Annotated in this window: 21 protein-coding genes; 15 read left to right on the forward strand and 6 right to left on the reverse strand. The window is 48.7% G+C overall.

Annotation, left to right across the window (positions count from 1 at the left end; all coding sequences use genetic code 11):
• A partial coding sequence (locus Q4579_RS11255; protein WP_303564171.1) for a phosphopantetheine-binding protein occupies positions 1-1,668 on the forward strand: 1,668 nt, incomplete at its 5' end.
• 357 nt (positions 1,669-2,025) lie between these two features.
• Here Q4579_RS11255 and Q4579_RS11260 read toward each other — a convergent pair.
• Positions 2,026-2,313, reverse strand: coding sequence for a hypothetical protein (locus Q4579_RS11260; protein WP_303564172.1), 288 nt, complete (start codon positions 2,311-2,313; stop codon positions 2,026-2,028).
• Positions 2,314-3,064: 751 nt separating this feature from the next.
• Between Q4579_RS11260 and Q4579_RS11265 the strand changes: the two genes are divergently transcribed.
• The 5 genes from Q4579_RS11265 (at position 3,065) to Q4579_RS11285 (ending at position 9,146) form a co-directional block, all read left to right on the forward strand.
• Positions 3,065-4,036: a cation diffusion facilitator family transporter gene (locus tag Q4579_RS11265; protein WP_303564174.1), complete on the forward strand. Its 972-nt coding sequence runs from the start codon at positions 3,065-3,067 to the stop codon at positions 4,034-4,036.
• Between the two features lie 186 nt (positions 4,037-4,222).
• Complete coding sequence (locus Q4579_RS11270) at positions 4,223-4,609, forward strand: hypothetical protein (RefSeq protein ID WP_303564176.1); 387 nt, start codon at positions 4,223-4,225, stop codon at positions 4,607-4,609.
• Positions 4,610-4,715: 106 nt separating this feature from the next.
• The gene (locus tag Q4579_RS11275; RefSeq protein WP_303564460.1) at positions 4,716-5,069 is read left to right on the forward strand and encodes a multidrug efflux SMR transporter; all 354 of its coding nucleotides are present in this window, start codon (positions 4,716-4,718) and stop codon (positions 5,067-5,069) included.
• Between the two features lie 611 nt (positions 5,070-5,680).
• Complete coding sequence (astB, locus tag Q4579_RS11280) at positions 5,681-7,015, forward strand: N-succinylarginine dihydrolase (protein WP_211651377.1); 1,335 nt, start codon at positions 5,681-5,683, stop codon at positions 7,013-7,015.
• A 409-nt stretch (positions 7,016-7,424) separates the two neighbouring features.
• The gene (locus Q4579_RS11285) at positions 7,425-9,146 is read left to right on the forward strand and encodes a phospho-sugar mutase (RefSeq protein ID WP_303564183.1); all 1,722 of its coding nucleotides are present in this window, start codon (positions 7,425-7,427) and stop codon (positions 9,144-9,146) included.
• 74 nt (positions 9,147-9,220) lie between these two features.
• Here Q4579_RS11285 and Q4579_RS11290 read toward each other — a convergent pair whose 3' ends face one another.
• Positions 9,221-9,682 (reverse strand): exoribonuclease R, encoded by a 462-nt coding sequence (locus Q4579_RS11290; RefSeq protein WP_303564186.1) that lies wholly within the window; start codon positions 9,680-9,682, stop codon positions 9,221-9,223.
• A gap of 245 nt (positions 9,683-9,927) precedes the next feature.
• On the opposite strand from Q4579_RS11290, the gene mrcB reads away from it, so the two are divergent.
• The 5 genes from mrcB (at position 9,928) to Q4579_RS11315 (ending at position 14,527) form a co-directional block, all read left to right on the forward strand.
• Positions 9,928-12,261, forward strand: coding sequence for a penicillin-binding protein 1B (gene mrcB / locus Q4579_RS11295; RefSeq protein ID WP_303564188.1), 2,334 nt, complete (start codon positions 9,928-9,930; stop codon positions 12,259-12,261).
• 74 nt (positions 12,262-12,335) lie between these two features.
• Positions 12,336-12,863, forward strand: coding sequence for an NUDIX hydrolase (locus tag Q4579_RS11300; protein ID WP_303564191.1), 528 nt, complete (start codon positions 12,336-12,338; stop codon positions 12,861-12,863).
• A gap of 118 nt (positions 12,864-12,981) precedes the next feature.
• Positions 12,982-13,566: a YceI family protein gene (locus Q4579_RS11305; protein ID WP_303564193.1), complete on the forward strand. Its 585-nt coding sequence runs from the start codon at positions 12,982-12,984 to the stop codon at positions 13,564-13,566.
• A 75-nt stretch (positions 13,567-13,641) separates the two neighbouring features.
• Entirely contained in the window at positions 13,642-14,259 is a 618-nt protein-coding gene (locus Q4579_RS11310) for a fumarylacetoacetate hydrolase family protein (protein ID WP_303564195.1), read from the forward strand.
• Between the two features lie 34 nt (positions 14,260-14,293).
• Positions 14,294-14,527: a DUF3820 family protein gene (locus tag Q4579_RS11315; RefSeq protein ID WP_303564196.1), complete on the forward strand. Its 234-nt coding sequence runs from the start codon at positions 14,294-14,296 to the stop codon at positions 14,525-14,527.
• 50 nt (positions 14,528-14,577) lie between these two features.
• On the opposite strand, the gene Q4579_RS11320 is transcribed toward Q4579_RS11315, so the two are convergent.
• A complete protein-coding gene (locus Q4579_RS11320) occupies positions 14,578-15,000 on the reverse strand; it encodes a DUF3010 family protein (protein WP_303564197.1) in 423 nt (140 codons plus the stop codon).
• A 229-nt stretch (positions 15,001-15,229) separates the two neighbouring features.
• Here Q4579_RS11320 and Q4579_RS11325 point away from each other — a divergent pair, with 229 nt between their 5' ends.
• A complete protein-coding gene (locus Q4579_RS11325) occupies positions 15,230-15,673 on the forward strand; it encodes an isoprenylcysteine carboxylmethyltransferase family protein (RefSeq protein WP_303564198.1) in 444 nt (147 codons plus the stop codon).
• 239 nt (positions 15,674-15,912) lie between these two features.
• On the opposite strand, the gene Q4579_RS11330 is transcribed toward Q4579_RS11325, so the two are convergent.
• The 3 genes from Q4579_RS11330 to Q4579_RS11340 all read right to left on the reverse strand — a co-directional run bounded on the left by Q4579_RS11330 (position 15,913) and on the right by Q4579_RS11340 (position 17,920).
• Positions 15,913-16,281 carry a HopJ type III effector protein gene (locus tag Q4579_RS11330; protein WP_303564201.1) on the reverse strand — a complete coding sequence of 123 codons (369 nt, stop codon included), beginning with the start codon at positions 16,279-16,281 and terminating at the stop codon, positions 15,913-15,915.
• A gap of 81 nt (positions 16,282-16,362) precedes the next feature.
• A complete protein-coding gene (locus Q4579_RS11335) occupies positions 16,363-16,764 on the reverse strand; it encodes a DUF2750 domain-containing protein (RefSeq protein WP_303564204.1) in 402 nt (133 codons plus the stop codon).
• Between the two features lie 127 nt (positions 16,765-16,891).
• Complete coding sequence (locus Q4579_RS11340; RefSeq protein WP_303564207.1) at positions 16,892-17,920, reverse strand: transporter; 1,029 nt, start codon at positions 17,918-17,920, stop codon at positions 16,892-16,894.
• A 363-nt stretch (positions 17,921-18,283) separates the two neighbouring features.
• On the opposite strand from Q4579_RS11340, the gene Q4579_RS11345 reads away from it, so the two are divergent.
• The 3 genes from Q4579_RS11345 to Q4579_RS11355 all read left to right on the forward strand — a co-directional run bounded on the left by Q4579_RS11345 (position 18,284) and on the right by Q4579_RS11355 (position 20,069).
• Entirely contained in the window at positions 18,284-18,958 is a 675-nt protein-coding gene (locus Q4579_RS11345) for a hypothetical protein (protein WP_303564209.1), read from the forward strand.
• Between the two features lie 48 nt (positions 18,959-19,006).
• A complete protein-coding gene (locus Q4579_RS11350) occupies positions 19,007-19,339 on the forward strand; it encodes a carbon storage regulator (RefSeq protein WP_211651391.1) in 333 nt (110 codons plus the stop codon).
• 181 nt (positions 19,340-19,520) lie between these two features.
• Positions 19,521-20,069 (forward strand): hypothetical protein, encoded by a 549-nt coding sequence (locus Q4579_RS11355; RefSeq protein WP_303564211.1) that lies wholly within the window; start codon positions 19,521-19,523, stop codon positions 20,067-20,069.
• Positions 20,070-20,126: the final 57 nt, after the last annotated feature.

Below are 20,126 nucleotides of genomic sequence, written 5' to 3' on the forward strand. Positions count from 1 at the left end.
GGAGAATCGCTCAACCCGCTGGCCCAATTGCCGGTCGAAACCCTTTTTAATCAGTATGGTCCGACCGAGGCAACAGTTTGTGCGACTCAGAAAACGGTGCTCCCGAATGATGTGAGTATTGGTAAACCTATCAGCAATACCCAGCTGTATGTGCTGGATGATCATCAGCAGCTGCTGCCGCAGGGCGCGGTGGGTGAGCTGTACATCGGCGGGGCGGGTCTGGCCCGGGGCTACCTCAACCGGCCTGAGTTGACGGCGGAGCGCTTCATTGACAACCCGTTTGCCACTGACGCCGACAAAGCGAAGGGGTATACCCGACTGTACCGCACCGGCGACTTGGTGCGCTGGCTGCCGGACGGCAACCTGGAATATCTGGGTCGGAACGACCAGCAGGTGAAAATCAGGGGTTACCGGATTGAGCTGGGTGAAATTGCCAGTGTGCTCAGCGCTGAGCCAAGTATACAGCAGGCGGTGGTGGTCGACCTGGAGCGGGAAGGCAGCAAAGTACTGGCGGCCTATGTGGTCCCGGCCCATGGCGATGTAGATACTGAGTCACTGCGTCAGAGTCTGTCGGCGCAATTGCCGGAATATATGGTGCCGGGCAGTATCACGTTGATTGATAAGGTGCCGCTGACGATTAACGGTAAGCTGGACCGCCGGGCGCTGCCGGCGCCGGTGTGGGTGAGTGAAGACAGCTACCGGGCGCCGCGCAATGCACTGGAAGCCCAGCTGTGCCAGGTGTGGCAGCAGGTCCTCGGGGTTGAGCGGGTCGGCATTGACGACAACTTCTTCCGTCTGGGCGGGGATTCGATTCAGGCGATTAAGCTGACCGCTGCTATGCGTACGCAACTGAATGTGGATATTCCGCTGGCAACGCTCTTCGGTCAGCCTAGTATTGCCCTGTTGTCTGATCATCAGGCTTTTGATTCGCATGACGCGTTAATCACCATGCTGACTCCAAATTCGCAGGCTGAATCCTGTTTGTTCATGATTCATCCCGGAACAGCCAGCAGCGAAGTCTATACGGCGCTCGCACAGTCACTTTCTGAGGATTTTTATTGTATTGGAGTAAACAATTACAATTTGGTTATGCCATCTGCTGTTGATTCATTATCAGCGTTAGCAGAGATCTATTTATCCCAGATGATGAAGCACAGATTGCTGGAGAAACCAGTACGTATTCTCGGCTGGTCATTAGGGGGATTGCTGGCAATGGAAATCGCGTACCAGTTAGAGCAGTACGGTGTGCAGGATATTAAGCTGTACTTGCTTGATACGGTGATTCAGACACCAGTGCTGCAAGCATTACAGCCGTCAATATCAGAAAAAGTTGCATTGATGGCGGAGAACTATCAAAGCAGCGCTCTGGAGCCAGAGTACGTGAATAAAGTGCTGCAATCGGTTCCTGTTGAGTCACGGATCAATCAAACACCACTCAGTGGTCAACTCCAATACACGCAAGTGACTTTGTTCAAAGCGATGCTGTTTGATCCAGATCTTCTGAGTGATAACAATCTGGCGTTTCAGCAATTGATTCTGAACACGCCGGATAACAATGTGGCTCAGTACACCAGGAAGTCATTAACCACAATTACGATGCATCGTTGTCATCATAGAAACATGCTGGAGGATATTGATAGTATCGTCAAAGTTATGGTTCCAGCTTAACCGAATCGCTGATTTTCGAAGAACCAAGGATGCTTCCTTCCGAACGATGGAAGCATCCTGATGATGAAAATGGGTCTTCTACCCTGTGATTTAATGAGGGTTTTGTGACTTTCTGGTCAACGTTGAATCGCACACGCTGTGGTTTGAGTGATTTCATCCTGAAGCGGGAGATGTGAAAGAATTCGGATGTCACTGGGGAATCGAAAGGTTTAAATAATAACTTACTGTTAGGTTAGTTATTAGGGTAATAAAACAGACCATTTCTGGTCTGTTTTTCTTGCACAATCGAATGTGTGGATAAGAAATAAACCTAGCCCAAGTTCTTCTTCTATTTATTCCACAATTCCGTTGCGCTTTTTATGCCGCTAGGGATTTACCCACAGAATGGACTTCTCCCTGGTGGAACAGCACCGGCACAACCATGTGGACTTCAGTCAGGATCAAATAGGCCTTGTTATCTGCAGGGGTCAGCAGTTCTACAACAACCTGCAGGCTTTGATCAATCGCCTTCTGAAGCATTGACGTTGTGGATGTTTTTCCGGGTTCGGCAAATGGACTAAATTTTCCATGTCGGGCATAAACCCAAATGGTGAAAGAGTGTTCGTCTCTTTCAAGTTGCTCGATGAAATCAACGATGTGTTTCATTAACAGTCCTTATTGTCGAATCAATATTGGAATATTGACCCGGCTATTATGTAATGCCTGAAATGAAATTCAAATTCTTTAATAGGATTTATTTGAGAATGTGACTGAGGCTATATTTTTGTGAAATGCGTTCTATTTTCTGGAAAAAAGCGTCAATTTTCAATAGGTGATGAGTTTCTTATCCCCTTGCTAGGTTGCTGTTATTTGTTACAAAAATGCGATGTTCTTGATGAAATTGATTGCATCATGGATGTAATCAAAATGAACGTTTTGTCTTTTCGGTCAGATTTCTGAGTGGCATTCTATTGTCTTTTTTACACACATCAATGTTGAAAAAGGAATAGACTGGCATCCTGCATATGTATTGAAGGAGCAATGCAGGATGGATGGGTGTATCGGAGCAATGCATTGACAGAATCAATGAATCAAGCTGATCGGTGCAGCATTGAAAGCATGCGATGCGTTTTAGTTGAATGTGTGGGGTGGCAGACCCCGATGAATCTTTTTTGCAATGACAACAGGTCGCTCATTGAATAGTTTCGGCATTTTTTTGACGATCGCTTTGAATCGCTTTGTTGGCAAAAGATCCGTTGTGACGATCCCCAGAACCAATGGATTGGTGGTCAATCGGTTGTCGAAAAGCATGGCTTTGATTTGCCGGTGAAACGATCTGTTATGCTTTGAAGCAGGTGGCCGTAGTACTGGCCATGGCTGATTGTGTTGAGGGAAATAAGATGAGGGTTTCACTGAGATGAATTCGCAGGATGTTTCGGATGCAGCGAAAGGTGAAGTCATTCGCTCCGTGACCCTGGCTGGGGCGGCACTGAATATCATCCTTGCAGTCCTGAAGATCATGATTGGAAAACTGGCGGGCAGTCAGGCGCTGGTTGCGGACGGTGTACACAGTTTCGCGGACTTAATTACGGATGCTGCGATTTTACTGGGTTCAAAATTCTGGACGGCGCCTGCTGACCGTTCCCACCCTTATGGTCACGGAAAGTTCGAGACACTCACCAATGTCTTCATTGGTGTGATGTTAGGCGGGGTGGGTCTTGGCATTGCCTGGGACGCCATTGAAACGCTCAGCGAAACAGCACCGCCACCGCCCGGGATGATGGCATTTTATGCTGCAATCGCATCGATTGTGTCGAAGGAATTGCTGTTTCGGTGGACACTTGTGAAAGCACGGCAAGTACAAAGTGGCGCCTTGAAAGCGAATGCGTGGCATCATCGCAGCGATGCCCTCAGTTCGATTCCGGTCGCGGTTGCCGTCATCGCCAATGCTATTTTCCCCTCCCTGAAATACTTGGATCAGATTGCAGCATTGCTGGTGACCGGCATGATCCTGAAAGCGGCTTATGAGATTCTCTGGCCGGCTTTACAGGAGCTGACTGATGCCAGAGGCAGTGAAGAGGTCGAGCAGCACCTGAAAAGAATGGCCGAAGCAGACAAAGAAATTTGCGAGATTCACGCAATCCGAAGCCGGATGACGGGCGGAAGCATTTTGCTCGATTTTCATTTATTGGTTGAACCAACTTTATCCATCGAAGCAGCCCACACCATCAGTGAACGTTTTAAAAGCCAGGTCATGACTGAAATGGACGATGTCATTGATGTCGTGATTCATATCGAGCCATTTAACTGTGAGGAAAGAATTGAAAACCCCTGCACACTGGAAGAGTATCTGAAGCAGCAAAATCAACGGCGGGCGAACAAGCCTTAACCACGGGCCCTTTGGTACTTTTTTAACTTCAGTCTCACTTGTGATTCTTTGGAATCCAGACGCGCTCGCTAGGCTTATAGTGAAGTCTGGATTCATGAATACAGCAGTAACACGCTGAATGATTGAAGTTTTTCAATGTCGGTTCACAGAGAGTACGGGGCCTTTACCCGTCATTCAGGGGGATGTATGCCGCTGATTCGTATTAAATCATTGCCATTTGCCGGAGATGTCGAAGTGAATGTCGCCCTGAGTGATTTGTCTCAGGCAATTGAAGATGCCACATTGATACCCCAGCAACACATTATGATTATCTGGGAATATTTACCCGCAGGACATTTTATCCATGGGGGTCAGCTCGCGAACCAGCAGCCCTCCAACACACATCCGATTCTGGTCGATATGGTTGCGCCGAATTTTAATACAGAAGCCCAGATTGCCGCGATGCTGGAGTTAATTGCCGGTAACCTTTCCCGTTCTTTACCCGTCGCGCAGAGCAATATCTTTATCAATTACACGCCCGCATACAGTGATGGCGTATACGACGATGGCCATGTGGTGGAATGGGAAAGTTAAACTCCATTCGGGCTGGTGGCCGAGAGTCCGAAAAATAGTGTGAAAGAGCATGGAACGACAGGCATTCAGGTGTAGAATGAGCCGCTTTTTTGAATGCGAGTGAATGATGCTGCACCTTATCTCTGCATTGCCACCCATGCTGGCTTTGTTTATGGCGATCGTTTGTGAAGTGATTGCAACCTCTTTGCTGCCCAAAACACAACAGTTTACCCAACCGATCCCAACCCTGATCGTGCTGATGGGTTATGGCGCCGCATTTTTCTTACTGTCGGTGACCGTGAAAGTCGTTCCGATTGGTGTGGCATACGCCATTTGGTGTGGGGCAGGGATCGTGCTTGTCGCACTGATCAGCTGGCTTTGGTATGGCCAGAAATTGGATCTGTTTGCTTTGCTCGGAATTGCATTGATCCTGGCGGGGACGCTCATCATTAATGTCTTTTCGAAGGCGGTCTCACGCTAAAATCCTGTCATTTCACACTGTGTTGACGCCATCCAGACCCGGATTCACACGGTTTACCGGGTCAATAAACCTGATCAGACACGCAAAACCGGAAGAAAGACGAATGCAAAACGGGCTGTTTTCCAGCGTCTAAAGTGCGTAATTATGTATTCGTTATGCAGTGGATGACACTGTGCTTCAGCGGCTGAACTTTTTGTCGGTAGCCCGCAGAAATTCTTCAGTCTGACCAAAAGCAACTATGCTTTGTCTACACCTGTATTCGCAGCTCTTGCACGGGCTGTGAAAACCTGAAAAGTCAGGAAAACAGCGTTTGTGTCAGCAGAACAGTGCAAGGGCGCTGAATTGCCTGACAATTCCAGGCTGGTTCAGGGTAATTCTGCTGATTCGCAGTCAATTTTTCATGAGGCTGGCCGTCGTTGCTTTGCCTGAAGATGCCGGATCGAAATGCAGACCCGTACATGTCTCCGGGGAGTGCGGCACGATGAATAGCCATGCTTCTATTTGGTGTGAATATCTAATTTATAACATTTGGTTAGACATTTATCTGGATCTTGTTGCGAATGTAAAAGCTTTGTTATCTTTAGTCCGAGATAAATTGAGATGGAAAGTCTATGAAAGCACGTGAAGCGAATTTTGACGGATTGGTTGGGCCAACGCATAACTACAGTGGTCTTTCTTACGGAAACGTTGCGTCTGCCAAGAATCAGGCAGTGCCATCCAATCCGAAACAAGCGGCGAAGCAGGGCCTGGACAAAATGAAAGCTCTTGCCGATATGGGCATGCTGCAAGGTGTTCTGGCGCCGCAGGAACGTCCTGATGTCCATACGCTACGTCGTTTGGGTTTCACTGGCAGTGACAAATCAATCATTGAACAGGCTGCAAAACAGGCACCAAAAGTGCTGGCGGCTTGTTGTTCTGCGTCCAGCATGTGGACAGCCAATGCGGCAACGGTTTCACCGTCTGCAGATACGGCTGATGGCAAGGTGCATTTTACGCCGGCGAACCTGACCAATAAATTCCACCGCTCGATTGAGCATGAAGTCACCGGCCGCATTCTGCGCAGCACTTTTGCAGATCCGGAATATTTTGCACATCATCAGGCACTGCCAGCAGTTGAACATTTTGGTGATGAAGGTGCAGCCAACCACACGCGTTTCTGCAACAACTATGGCGATCAGGGTGTTGAATTTTTTGTCTTTGGCCGTCATGCCTTTGATACCCGTCATCCGGCACCGAAAGTATTCCCGGCCCGTCATACCTATGAAGCCTGTGAAGCGGTGGCGCGTCTGCACCAGCTGGATCCGTCAAAAGTTGTGATTGCACAGCAAAACCCGGATGTGATCGACCAGGGTGTGTTCCACAACGACGTGATTGCTGTGGGGAACAAAGACATTCTGTTCTGCCATCAGGAAGCTTTCCTGGATCAGCAAGGCACCTACCGTGCACTGAAAGACAAGATGGGTGATGCATTCAACATTATTGAAGTGCCGACGGCGTCTGTGTCGGTTGACGATGCGGTCACCAGCTATCTGTTTAACTCTCAGCTGATTGAACTGCCAAATGGTGAGACGCTGCTGGTTCTGCCGGAAGAGTGCCGTAAGAACGACAATGTCTGGCGATATGTTGAGCAGTTGCTGGCTGAAAAACGTGGCGTAGATCAGGTGAAAGTATTCGACCTGAAACAAAGTATGGCGAATGGCGGTGGTCCTGCGTGTCTGCGTCTGCGTGTTGTACTGAATGAGCAGGAAGCACGTGCCGTGAATCCGTCTACCCTGATGAATGATGCGCTGTATGGCCGCCTGAGTCAGTGGGTCGATACCCATTATCGTGATCAGCTGGTTGAAGCCGATCTGGCGGATCCACAGCTGCTGAATGAATCACGGACAGCACTGGACGAACTGACTCAGATCCTGTCTCTGGGCTCTGTGTACCCGTTCCAGCGTTAATTTGATGTGCCGGGCTTTGTACCTGGCCTGACAACGGGTTCTCCAAGCCAAAGCGGTATGCCAGAGTGGCAGCCGCTTTTTTCTTTTTTATCATCTGGTTAAATCTCGCAACATCTGATCTGAATCCCTCTATACTTGTCAGACAGTGTATATCAATCGCAGTCAATCACTGGTCATCCTCGCTTGTTAAAACGTTCGATAACTGCGTTAGATTTTTTGATTGTAGAATGACGACTGATCTCATAAATCTGCCTTGTTCTCAAGTATTTTTCCTGCGCTATTTCTGATCACTGACTACTTTGATTGGTATAACTTTCGCGCAGTTAAGCCAGGCACGATGCTTTTCAACTGCGAATGAATATCATTTGTGGTATTTTCTTTTAATGTCCTGTAAGTAGGAAGACAGAGAATGAAAGAACAGATGAAACAATGGTTAGCACGCGATCCGGATCCAGCCACGCGCGAGGAACTACAACAATTAATTGATGCGGGCAACGCGCAGGAGCTTGCAGCGCGTTTCTCAGGACGACTCGCGTTCGGGACGGCTGGTCTGCGAGGGGTTGTCGGCGCAGGCCCGAACCGGATGAACCGGCTGGTCATTCAGGAAACGGCCACCGGACTCGGGCACTATCTGATGAAAACGGTGAGCACAGCAGCAGAGCAGGGTGTGGTGATAGGCTATGATGGCCGGCCGGATTCCAAAGCTTTCGCCCATGATGCAGCGGCCGTGCTGACCGCACTGGGTATCAAGGTTTATCTGACACATGCTGTCGCGCCAACCCCGCTGGTCGCTTATGGTGTGACCGCGCTGAACGCAGCGGCAGGGATTGTGGTAACGGCCAGTCATAACCCGCCTGCCTATAATGGCTTTAAAGTCTACTGGGGCAATGGGGCTCAGATTATACCGCCGCATGATCAAGGGATTGCTGCAGCAATCGATCAGGCTGCGGTGCAGCCTCTGAAACTGCTGGCGTTGGATGAAGCGCAGCAGAAAGGTTTGCTGGTTTGGCTGGATGAGTCGTTTTATCAGGATTACCGCGAGCGGGTGAAAGCGAGTGCGCTGTTGCAAAATCACACGCAGCCAGCCTCTGTCAGTCTTGCTTACACGGCGATGCATGGTGTCGGTGCAGCGTTGGCGGAAACCGTGCTGGCTGATGCCGGGTTTACTCAGGTCTACAGCGTTGCGGCGCAACGGGAGCCGGATGGCACTTTCCCGACGGTGAACTTCCCGAATCCGGAAGAACCCGGAGCGATGGATTTGGTGATCGCTGAAGCCAAAAAACATCAGGCTACCCTTGCCTGTGCGAATGACCCCGATGCGGATCGCTTTGCTGTGGCTGTTCGTACCGAAGAAGGCGAGTACAAAATGCTGACCGGGGATCAGGTTGGCGTTTTGCTGGGTCATTATTTACTGACCCGAACCAATCCTGCAGAAAGCCTGGTCGGCACGACGATTGTTTCTTCCAGCCTGCTGCAGAAAATTGCAACTGCGGTAGGGGCTGAATACTTCCAGACACTGACCGGCTTTAAATGGCTGACGAATGTCGCCATGCAAAAGCAGTCGGACAGCAAGCAATTTCTGTTTGCGTACGAAGAAGCGCTGGGTTACACCGTGGGAAATATGGTCTGGGATAAAGATGGCTTGACCGCATTACTTGCGTTCGCGCAATTGACCGCAGAGCTGGCATCCCATGGCCGGACTGTCTGGGATCAGTTGGAAGCCATTTACCGTGAGCACGGGATTTATCTGAATGCTCAGGTCAGTATTGCACTGTCTCCGAATTCACCACCGATTGGTGACAGCTTACGTCAGCAACCGCCAGAAGAGATTGCAGGCCGGAATATTGTCCGGATTGACGATCTGAAAACATCCACACGTCATTTTTCAGATGGCACGACAGAGGCGATTGATCTGCCGGGCAGCGATGTGCTGATTTATTTTCTGGAAGATGAGTCGAGAGTGGTCGTCCGTCCCTCGGGCACAGAGCCGAAACTTAAATGTTATTACGAGGTGATTGAGGTAATCGATCAGGTCGATACATTAGCCCATGGATTCCAGCGGGCGCAAAGCAGCATGGATGAACTGATACGCCGTCACCAGAACAGCCTGACCGGTATGACTGCAGACTAATCCGGCCCCAAACTTCCTGAACCGGGAAGCCTGAAAATAAACGCCAGCATTGCTGGCGTTTGTGTCTCTGTGAATCAGTGCGCTTGTGCGTCACCGTTGTCATTCAGACTGGCATAGTGGTGCAGCAGCTCGGTCAGCGTTTTAATCCAGCCAAAGGCATCTTTCGGTGGGGTCACCAGAATCTTTTCGACGGCTTCACAATGCTGTTCCAGTGTCACTGCGGCTTCAAGCTGGAATGCGACAGCATAAAAATGCCACAGCAGCAAACGACTCATCCGTTCAGTATTCTGATTGGCTTGATCGGAATCTGCAAAAGCAGACGAAACCTCTCCCAAAGCAATCGCAGACATTCGCAGCATGGCATCAAACTGTGCCGAACGTAATCTGTCTTCCGTTTCGGTTTCTTCCGGCTCAAACGTGAACAGCTCTTCCATCACGTCTTCAGGCACCATGCGGGTTAGAATGCGCTGGCTGAATTCTTCCAGTTCATGACGTGGCATGGTGAGCAGACAGCTCAGTGTGTAATCCCGTTGCATTGCTATTTTAACTCCCGATTGCCCTGCAAATGATCAAGGGGGCGTATTGTGCTTGAAGGGAATGTGAAATACTACCGATTCCAGCCATGAACCGCTGTTGGCGCCGCTTTGGAGTGCTTCAGACCGTCAATGAGTTGACACAGGTTTGACAAGAAATGAGCAGAATTTAGCTATCTTGCAGGCCGTAATTGACTTTAGACTATGCAGGGTGCGCATACATCCGGCAGCAAGCAAAGAAGATGAGAATGACTGAGTCCGTACAACAATCTGACCATACTTCAGAGCGTTACCTGAAAAACCAGCCGCCAGGTGGGGAGAAACCGCCTCGCCGCAGCAAATGGAAAATGCTGGTGGTGCTGGTTTTGATGGTGATTCTGGGCATAACAGCGATGTTAGGTCTGACCTTGAATCAACAAATCGAAGAAAAATTTTCCGGCCAGTTATGGCAGCTGCCTTCTGTGGTTTATGCACGGGAGCTGGTGCTTGAGCCCGGCGCTCAGGTTCGGTATGAAGAACTGGTCAAAGAGCTGGAGGCCCTGAATTACAGGAAAGTCAGCAAGCCGACCCGTGTGGGTGAGTACAGCACCAGCCGCCTGAAAGTGGAATTCATTCGCCGCCCGTTTCAGTCTCGGACCGGACCGCAGCCAGCACGCCATGTCAGCGTGTCGTTTGACTACAACACAGTCCGGCGTGTGGTCGATGTGAATACCAACCGCGAATACGGGATCTTTTCGGTTGAGCCGCAAATGCTGGGTATGCTGGAAACGGATTCTGATGAGCTGCGTCTTTATCAGCCAAAAGCAGAGATGCCGACGACACTGATCGATGCGCTGCTGGTGACAGAAGACCGGGATTACTACACCCATGACGGTGTCTCTGTTGTGGCGATTGGTCGTGCTTTTCTGGCAAATATGAAAGCGGGCCGAACGGTTCAGGGCGGCAGTACGCTGACCCAGCAGTTAGCGAAAAACCTTTTTCTTTCCAGTGAACGCAGTTTCTGGCGCAAGTTTAAAGAAGCCTATATGGCGATGATCATTGATTATCGATACAACAAAGACGAAGTGCTGGATGCTTATCTGAATCAGGTTTATCTGGCACAGAGCGGATCTGATGCGGTGCATGGTTTTGCGCTGGGAGCCCGTTTTTACTTTGGGCTGCCGTTGTCTGAGCTGCGTGTCGATCAGCAGGCGCTGCTGGTTGGTATGGTGAAAGGGCCGTCTTATTATAATCCGTGGCGTTATCCGGAACGTGCCAAAGAGCGACGCGATCTGGTGCTGAGCCTGATGCATGATGAGAAAAAGATCGACGAAGCCACGTATCAGGAAGCCATCAAGCAAGGTCTGGACTTACAGCCGAAGGGACATGTGGCGGGTCGTCAGCCAGCGTTCTTCAGCTTGCTGAAACAAGAACTGAATGAGAAAGTGAGTCAGGGCTATCAGCCAGGAATGGGGCTGCGGGTTTACACCACGCTGGATCCGATTTCTCAAGCCAATGCAGAAAATGTCGTTCGTTCAAAAATGGCAGCCATGAAAAAGCAGCATGGGAAACAGCTTGAAACCGCAGTTGTGGTTGCTGATCGCCAAACGGGTGAAGTCCGTGCTCTGGTTGGCGGAAGCCGCCCTGAATTTGATGGTTTCAACCGTGCGCTGGATGCTCGCCGTCAGATCGGATCTGTCGTGAAACCTGCGGTTTACCTGTCTGCACTGGCGCGCCCGGAGCGATTCAGTCTGGGCAGTAATCTGGACGACAAGCCGCTGACGTTAACGGATGAGAAAGGAAAGACCTGGTCTCCTCGCAATTATGATCGTCAGTATCGTGGTGAAGTGCCTCTGGTTCAGGCGCTGGCCCGTTCCTACAATATTCCGACGGTGAATCTGGGAATGGCCGTTGGCCTGGACAATGTCATCAGTACCATGGAAGAACTGGGGGTTGATCCGGCTCAAATCCCGCATGTGCCAGCGATTTTGCTGGGGGCATTTACCTTGTCACCTTATGAAGTGACGCAAATGTACCAGACGATTGCGAACGAAGGCCGCCGCAGCCCGCTGACGGCACTGAGTGCGGTGACGGATCGGGACGGAAAAATGATCTACCAGCACTTGCCTTCCACCCAGCAGGTGGTTTCGAAGCAATCTGCATGGCTGACGATGTATGCAATGCAGAAAGTGGTGACCGAAGGGACAGCCCGTTATCTGGACGCCATTTTGCCGTCACTGAAACTGGCGGGGAAAACCGGCACGTCAGATGAAGGCCGCGATAGTTGGTATGTTGGTGTGGACGGACGTGAAGTGGTGACGGTCTGGATGGGACGGGATGATAATAAAAACGTGAAGCTGACGGGTTCGTCAGGACCGTTGAGACTCTACAGCGAGTACATTCAGAAACGCGATCCCGAGCCGCTGACCCTGAAAGAGCCCAAAGGGATTACCGATGTTGCTTATCAGATGAATCAGCAGGGTGGCTTAACGCAGGCGTGTATCGGGCAGGTTGAATTACCGGTCTGGGATAAAAATGGTCGCCAGAGCATGAATTGCGAGAATAAAGTTTCAACGATTATTCGCTCTATCTTTAACTGGTAACACGCGACAAGCGTGGCAATCATCAACGGGTCGGTTACAATGCCGACCCGTTTTTTTATCTGAGGTTGAACCGAATGCGGCTCTTAAAAACAGCAGTGCATCCAGATGTCGCCGATCAACAGGGATCGATGTTTTACCGGAAAGCGACCCGCGCCATTATTCTGGATGGCGAAGATATTCTGATGCTCTACACCGCACGTTACCACGATTATTCATTACCGGGCGGTGGTGTGGATGAACATGAGTCCATTGAATCGGGTTTGATCCGGGAGCTGGAAGAAGAAACCGGTGCAAGAAATATTCATGACATTCAGCCGTTTGGAATTTATGAAGAATTCCGGCCCTGGTACAAACCTGATTTCGACATCATGCATATGGAATCTTTCTGTTTCACCTGCACCATTGACCGGGTGCTTGGCGAAACCCGCCTGGAGGCCTATGAAGTCCGGAATGGCATGAAGCCCGTCTGGATCAACATCCATCAGGCCATTGCGCATAATGAAGAAACGCTGGCGAAGAGCGAGAAGAAAGGTTTATCTGTTGAGCGCGAGCTGTTCTTGCTGAAAACGATTCGTGATGAGCTGATGACTATCAGTGCTTAATCATGGAAACGATGACTCTCTGACGTGAAGTGACACGAAATCTTTCGGATGAATACAACGGTAACTCGTGAAAAAGACTAATATGAATCATCCTGAAAATGTTGGAGAGGATTTCTCAATGCGTACCCGTCACTTGTTCGTTACCCTGCTCGCTGTGTTTCCGCTGTGCTCGTTTGCAGCCTGGAAATTGGATAACAACCAGTCAGAGCTGAAATTTTTATCAGTCAAGAATAACGCTGTGATTGAACAGCACGCGATTAAACAGCTGGACGGTTCCCTGACGGATGAGGGCAAGGTGCAGCTAATGCTGGATCTGAGCAGTGTCGATACCCAAATTCCGATTCGTGATGAGCGGATGAAAACCATGTTGTTTCGGGTTGCCGATTATCCAAAAGCGATGCTGGAAGGGGAAGTCGATGTCTCTGGCCTGGGCGATCTGAAAACAGGTGAAACACTGAGTCAGCAAGTGTCACTGAAGCTGAATCTTCATGGTGCGATTAACCCGGTGAATGCCGATCTGATGATCACACGTCTGGTGGATGACACCCTGATGATCAGCACCAAAAGCCCGGTGATTATCGACGCGAAAGCATTCGGGATGGAATCTGGGCTGAAGGCGCTGCAAGAGGTCGCTAACCTGAATGGTATTTTGCCGAGTGTGCCCGTGTTCGTGAACCTTGCCTTTGTGCCTGATGAGTCTTAACTAACTGAATCCATTGACCCAAGCGGTGATGCTCTTTATGCTCAAGACAGTTTTCTGAAGCAAACAGGAGGGGGCATGAAGAGCGTCACAGTGAATGGAAATCAGGTGAAGCCGGGAAAAATCGTGTGTGTCGGACGCAATTACGTCGCTCATATTGAAGAGCTGGGGAACGAAATGCCGGAAGATATGGTGATTTTTTTGAAACCCAATACGGCCATCGGGACACAGCTGGCAGCAACGCATCATGGCGAAGCCTTGCATTATGAAGCTGAAATTGTCTATCACTATCAGGATGGTCGTTTCAATGCTGCGGCTATTGGTTTGGACCTCACCAAGCGTGACTTACAAACCCGACTGAAAAGTAAAGGCCTGCCGTGGGAGCGGTGTAAGGTTTTTGAAGGGGCTGCATTGTTCAGTGACTTCGTGACTTTACCGGAAACAGCAGCCCCCTTAGGGCTGACCTTAACAATTGACGATGAACTGGTACAGCAAGGGGATACGACGCTGATGCTCTATCCGCCAGATGTAATTCTTGAAGAAGTCCAGCAGATCATTCCTCTGGAAGATGGCGACTTAGTGATGACCGGCACGCCGCATGGGGTTGGGGTGATTCAAAGCGGGCAGGTCTTTCAGGGCGCACTGATTTGTGCAGGTGAAATGCTGGTGAAATCAACCTGGCATGCTGCGGATTAACGGCTCAAATCGCGTATGAAATGGATCGATATCGATGTTTGATAAACGAGATCTGGTCAAACTGGCCAATATGAAAATGCCATTTGGTAAATACAGCGGGCGTGTGTTGATTGATTTGCCAGAGCCTTATTTATTGTGGTTTGCCAAACAAGGTTTTCCGGAAGGTGAACTGGGCCGTTTAATGGCGATGTCTCTGGAAATGCAGATTGAAGGACTGGAGTCCGTGATTCGGCCCTTGAAGGGGTATTCAGAAGCTCCGGACAGCTAACCATCCCTGATGAATACAAAACGGGAGCCAGTGAGGCTCCCGTTCTATGTTTATTTGCTCAAAAATGCATAGCCCGTGACAAAGGCATTTTCCTGGAACTGACGTAGTCCGGTACTGCGAAAATCAACAGACAGTGGATTACGCTTCAGTTTCTCTTTCACGTCAGTATTGCTCATAAAGCTGACTTCCAGCCCTTCAATCAATTGAATCGCGGCTTCCATTTTAAAGCTTTCTGCGCTGCCCGCGTGTTTTCCGCGTGTCTCACGGCTTTTGATAACAACCTGGTTCACTTGATAGTCTTCAGCCAGTTTGCTGAAAGTTTTCTGGAAGTGACGCATTGATTCGAAATCTGTACTGCTTTGCAGCATTAGTTTTTGAGTACGGCAGTCAGGGATAGAAAACATCCCTTGTTCCAGAGACAACAGACATAGATGGGCTTCATTCCCTTTCAGTTCAACAGCAAAAATTTTCATGGTTTTTCCAGAGCAGTGACTTTGGCGGCTATTGTAGGGCAACTCAGGTCAGACTGTTAGTGAAATTCGCTCGATTGCGTGGGTGAGCCGTGCGTTTGCGTCGACATTGCTCAGGTCAGGTGGCGAACGGGATGAATGTAACAATTTATGAATATATTGGGTTCTGATGCACAAATTTCGGCTTATACTTTGAATGATCAAGTGGTTGACTGTGATTGAGGGATTCAACATGAGATTCAGAGTGACTCCGCCTTTAGTCTTTTTGCTTACTTTAGCTGCGATGTACTTTCTGGCACGTTATGTTCCCCTTTGGCGATTTGATTTTCCGGGGAAAGTCCTGCTGGAATGGGTGTTCAGTCTGATGGCCGTTGGGTTTGCGCTTGCAGGAATCATGGCATTTGCCCGCGCCAAAACCGCGATCAATCCGAAAAAAGCGTCCAGACTTGTCACTTCCGGGGTTTATCGCTACTCCAGGAATCCCATTTACCTCGGTTTGCTGTTGTTGCTGGTGGCTATATTTCTGAATTTATCAGCCTTGAGTAGCCTGATCATGATCCCCGTCTTTGTTATCTATATGAACTCGGTACAAATTGCTGCGGAAGAACGCGTTTTAACACATGCGTTTGGTCAGCAATATAAAGAGTATTGCCAGCATGTGCGCCGATGGTGTTAGCCCCAGTTCGCGTGGTGTTCTCATTGGGATGAAAAAAGGAGCGGTAACGCTCCCTGGTGATTTGTCCTGTCGGATCTTATACCAATCAAAGTCAGTCAGTGATCAAAAATAGCGCAGGGAAATGGTTGAGACCAAGGCAGATTTTTTTAGATAAGTCGTTCTTCTACGATCAAAAAATCTAACACAGTGATCGAACATTTGAACAAGCTAGGATGACAAGTGATTGACTGCGATTGGTATTAAAGCTGTTCTACGGATGCTTTCCGGGTTAAAGGCTGACCTGCAAAGCGGATACCCCGCCAACCGAATTTCATGAAATTCCGGATATTCATGTGGTCTGTGCCCTCAGGATTTTTCAGCACCGCCTCAAAATAATGATGACCAAAACACGCCAGTGTTTCCTGTTCAGTGAGCTGGTGAAGCTGTGCAAAAGCAAAAATGCGGCAGGAGCCTTCATTGCTGCCGGCTTCATTGGCCAGTGTTTCATTGTTCAGGCCGTTACTGAAAGCCGTGGGCTGGTAATCGAAATGCGCGTCAATTTCGCGTAATACCTGATCAAAGACAACCGTTTCCGGGGTTTCTTTGATGGTTTTGAGCAGCGTATCCATGCTGTTTTCCTTCTTGGATTGCAAAGAGAAAAGAAAAACGGGCCAGCCCGTTTTTCTCAGATCAGTTTCAGGCTGGCTGAATCAGCGACGGCCTGCTTTCTGTGCCTGCTGCTTGAGTGCATCGTCGAATTCATCCGGATACAGGATTAATCCTTCCTGCTCCAGATTCGGGAAAACAACAATGGCCAGCTCATCATCCTCAAGACCGGGTGTCCAGCGGCTGCGCCATTTATTGACTGAAATGGACTCAGGCTTGCAGTCTTCCCAGTCACCGGTTGCCCAGGATTGCGCAAACTCCTGATTCGGCCAGACTGGCACACAGTCTTCGTCTTCGCTGTTGAGCATCACGCAGCCATGCTCATCAGTCAGAATCCAGATCTGTCCCTGAGTGGTGACTTCTTTCAGCAGGTACTGAAACCTTTTTTCTGCATCGTACTGCAGGATGGTTTCAATTTGTTCTTGGGATAAAGGGGAGATGGACATAGTTGGATCCTGTACTCGGATGGGGTTAGAAAGCGTATCGCTTTGTTTCGCAGCACTAAGCATAGTGGAAAGCAGCCGGGGAAGGAAGTGCCGATGCCGGCAGGGCCGGCATCTTTGGGCACAGGTTTTATTTCAGGGTGTAAGGGATGCGAATGGTGAGCTGGAAATCCGGTGCATCGGCGGTCAGACCGGCCGCAGCGCCCACATTGAGTGTGGTTTCCCGGTTGATTGCATAGTTGGCGCCAAACGAGATTGTATCAAGCTGGAGCAACTTGGCATCTGCCGGATAGCCACCATTGACTTTGGATTTCAGGATCGTTTTATGGTTCAGGCCAATACTGAAGGAAAACTTGGGGTTCACTGCGAAGCCCATCCCAGCGCCCAGCGAAATGGTGTCCCCTAGATCAATGGTGTTGATTTGGGTGCTGGGCGTTTCGTCGGTGGCAGGAATTTGCACGCTGACGTCATCTTTTATATTCCAGATATAGCTGGCATTAAGGAAGAGGACCGCCGGATCCAGTGGCATGATCATCGTCACACCAGGTTCAATACTCGGAAAACCGGATCCAGTAGGTAACTCTTTGAAGTCATTGGTGTCATCCAGAGGCACATCATAAGGAGATGTCCCTGTGGTACTCTTAAAGCGCAAGCTACCAATCCAGTAAGGGGCTTCCAGTAGGTTGAACTGATACTTAAAGGCGGCTTCAATGTCACCAATATCATTGCCTTCGAGTGTTTTGGTGGTCGGGCTGTTGGATGGGCCATTGATGTCCCGCTCTGAGATAGAGTCGTTCCGGTAAACCCAGGGAATGCGTGCCTCTACCTCCAGCCGGTTGGTAATCCCATAGCGGCCAGTCAGGCCGAAGGTGAGTGTTGTTCTGTCGATATCACTGGCACGGATCAGGCCGACAATCAGTGATGGCAGTACGGTGTAGCCGACGACAGAGACCGTATTGGATGAGTTTTGAGTGTAAGTTAACGACGAATCCAGAACAAAAGATCCCTTGGGTGTCAGTACCCCAGGTTTTTCCAGAATATCCGTGACGGTCTGAACCTGGCGAGATTTTTGTTGGGCTGTTGAAGATTCCTCTGCCGCAACCGTGGTTGAAAAAATCGCTATCAGCGCTAACAGGCTGTGTATCTTGTAATTTTTCACGATATCCTCACTTTGTTTGCAAAGGTAACCCCAAAAAAATAATAGTCAGTTGAACTGGCTTGTCATAAGAATAGTCAAAACTTGTGTAAAAAGTGAAAGTGAGAAGTTAATTTTGTCTCAAATATGATAGTTAATTCAGTTTGTATTATTAATGAGCATATTATTGGTTGTGAGAATTGAAACTCTATTCTTAGAAATTAAAATCAAAATCATCATATTAATGTCAGCTTTTTTTGTATTTTATGGGTAGGTTTTTATTAAAAATAATACAAATCAAAAAGTGGCAAAAACTAGTATTAAGTTATCTCTCGCGGCGACGTGGGAGTGTAAAAATAAAAAACTCAACATATTTGGAGTCTTATCATGCGTAAATCTAATCTCGCAATGTTAGTGGCAGTGCTGGTAGCCTCTCCTCTTGCACTGGCGGACTACCCACAACAACCTCAGGCACCCTCTTATGGTGGTCATCATGGTGGTGGGTATAATGGTGGTTATGATGACGAAGGTCCTTCAATTGTTGACTCATTTAATGATGACGTCACCAAAGAAGCGACTCTGAATTATACCAATGACAAAACAATTACCGATAGCTTCAATGAAGACAACGATACACTGAAAATGAAGGACATCAATAATGATAAGTCCTTCAAATGGACAGACAACAGCGACAACAGCAAGAAGTTCTACTTCAAGAGCAATACAGAACACAGCGAAACCTGGAAAATCAACATCGAAGAAAACCACTACATGGCGAAATCTGACCTGAAAGGCGAAGTGATCGGGAACGATGTCACTTATGGTGGTGCATGTTGTGATGACCACGGTGGCTATGGTCACGATAAAGGCTATTCACGCGGTTATGGCAACAATAACGGTGGCAGCTATGGTGACGCTGGCTCGCTGACAGTCACTCATGTGAACGACATGACGGGTGCTTTTGCAGGTGCATCTGGTATTAACCTTGCTGGTCAGAACGCAGGTAACAACTCGCTGATCCAACAAAGTGCCAGCACCAACGCGGTACTTCTGGGTCAATAACACATGAGCTGAGGTTGCTATTAAAATTGGCAGCACTCAGGAGGACGTATGAAATATTTAACACTGACCGTGGCTGTATTGCTGTCTTGGGGTGCCGCTGCTGATGAGTTGGATATTCTGACAAGTTCCGATACGTTGAGTGATAGTTCAATGTATGAGACTCGAGGTGGGCAGTACGAGCTCAACATTGACTACATGCAAGCAGATTCGGACATGTACGGTGATGTCGTAGGGAATGGCGCATATGGAAATACCACAGGTGACAACGTGATTGATGGCGGTGCCTTCAATGGTTCATCTGGTGTCTTCAACGTCGTTCAAAACACCGGTAATAATGTGTTAATACAGAATGCGACCGTGGTTAACCTGACATTGAAGTAACCTGTTAGTGTATCTAAACCGGATCTTGATAACCGGAAAACTAAATGTTGAATTACTAGTAATTGATATTTGGTTTCGCAGGGCTAACAACATTGCTTCAACATCGATAATATTTTTTACCCAGCATGGGCTGATGATAAAAAGGTCCATGCACTCTGGGGAACATAATTGGAGTAATATCATGCGTAAATATAACGTATTGTTACTTGCAGCAATGGTTGCATCACCACTTGCTTTGGCGAATGGTGTGCCAGATGCTGACACGATTGATGGAAGCTTTAATGACACCATCAATAAAACACTGACTGTGGACGTGAATAAGTCCAAAGAAATCGATTATTCTTTCAACGAAGACAATGACAAGTTGTACATGAAAGATATCGGAAACGATAAATCGATTCGTCTGAAAGATAATAGTGATAACTCATGGACAATGAAAAAATCCATTGACCATAAGTACGACAAGACCTTTAAGCTGAATGTTGAGCTCAACAAGGTTCTGGCGAAATCTGAACTGGATGGCGAAGTGATCAAAAACGAAGTCACTTATGGCGGCGCTTGCTGTCAGGGTAAATCGGGTGATGTAGAAGTTGAACACTTCAATACCATGGCGAACTCCTTCGGTGATGCTTCTGGTATCAACGTCGCGGCACAAAACGCCGGTAACAACTCCATGGTTCAGCAGTCAACCAGCACCAACGCAACTTTGTCTGCTTCAGCGAGTTACTAATCCATTCGGGCCGTCGCAAGGCGGCCCTCATTATTGTTATCTATCAGGCTTTTAAGT

Source organism: Photobacterium sp. 1_MG-2023 (assembly GCF_030547945.1).
Taxonomy (GTDB): Bacteria; Pseudomonadota; Gammaproteobacteria; order Enterobacterales; family Vibrionaceae; genus Photobacterium.

Coding starts and splice junctions, on each gene's coding strand:
- mrcB (WP_303564188.1), top strand. CDS start 9,928: ATGACTGAGTCCGTACAACAATCTGACCATACTTCAGAGCGTTACCTG.
- Q4579_RS11325 (WP_303564198.1), top strand. CDS start 15,230: ATGAGATTCAGAGTGACTCCGCCTTTAGTCTTTTTGCTTACTTTAGCT.
- Q4579_RS11300 (WP_303564191.1), top strand. CDS start 12,336: ATGCGGCTCTTAAAAACAGCAGTGCATCCAGATGTCGCCGATCAACAG.
- Q4579_RS11285 (WP_303564183.1), top strand. CDS start 7,425: ATGAAAGAACAGATGAAACAATGGTTAGCACGCGATCCGGATCCAGCC.
- Q4579_RS11260 (WP_303564172.1), bottom strand. CDS start 2,313: ATGAAACACATCGTTGATTTCATCGAGCAACTTGAAAGAGACGAACAC.
- Q4579_RS11330 (WP_303564201.1), bottom strand. CDS start 16,281: ATGGATACGCTGCTCAAAACCATCAAAGAAACCCCGGAAACGGTTGTC.
- Q4579_RS11345 (WP_303564209.1), top strand. CDS start 18,284: ATGCGTAAATCTAATCTCGCAATGTTAGTGGCAGTGCTGGTAGCCTCT.
- Q4579_RS11275 (WP_303564460.1), top strand. CDS start 4,716: ATGCTGCACCTTATCTCTGCATTGCCACCCATGCTGGCTTTGTTTATG.
- Q4579_RS11335 (WP_303564204.1), bottom strand. CDS start 16,764: ATGTCCATCTCCCCTTTATCCCAAGAACAAATTGAAACCATCCTGCAG.
- Q4579_RS11355 (WP_303564211.1), top strand. CDS start 19,521: ATGCGTAAATATAACGTATTGTTACTTGCAGCAATGGTTGCATCACCA.
- Q4579_RS11290 (WP_303564186.1), bottom strand. CDS start 9,682: ATGCAACGGGATTACACACTGAGCTGTCTGCTCACCATGCCACGTCAT.
- Q4579_RS11310 (WP_303564195.1), top strand. CDS start 13,642: ATGAAGAGCGTCACAGTGAATGGAAATCAGGTGAAGCCGGGAAAAATC.
- Q4579_RS11320 (WP_303564197.1), bottom strand. CDS start 15,000: ATGAAAATTTTTGCTGTTGAACTGAAAGGGAATGAAGCCCATCTATGT.
- Q4579_RS11305 (WP_303564193.1), top strand. CDS start 12,982: ATGCGTACCCGTCACTTGTTCGTTACCCTGCTCGCTGTGTTTCCGCTG.
- astB (WP_211651377.1), top strand. CDS start 5,681: ATGAAAGCACGTGAAGCGAATTTTGACGGATTGGTTGGGCCAACGCAT.
- Q4579_RS11270 (WP_303564176.1), top strand. CDS start 4,223: ATGCCGCTGATTCGTATTAAATCATTGCCATTTGCCGGAGATGTCGAA.
- Q4579_RS11315 (WP_303564196.1), top strand. CDS start 14,294: ATGTTTGATAAACGAGATCTGGTCAAACTGGCCAATATGAAAATGCCA.
- Q4579_RS11265 (WP_303564174.1), top strand. CDS start 3,065: ATGAATTCGCAGGATGTTTCGGATGCAGCGAAAGGTGAAGTCATTCGC.
- Q4579_RS11350 (WP_211651391.1), top strand. CDS start 19,007: ATGAAATATTTAACACTGACCGTGGCTGTATTGCTGTCTTGGGGTGCC.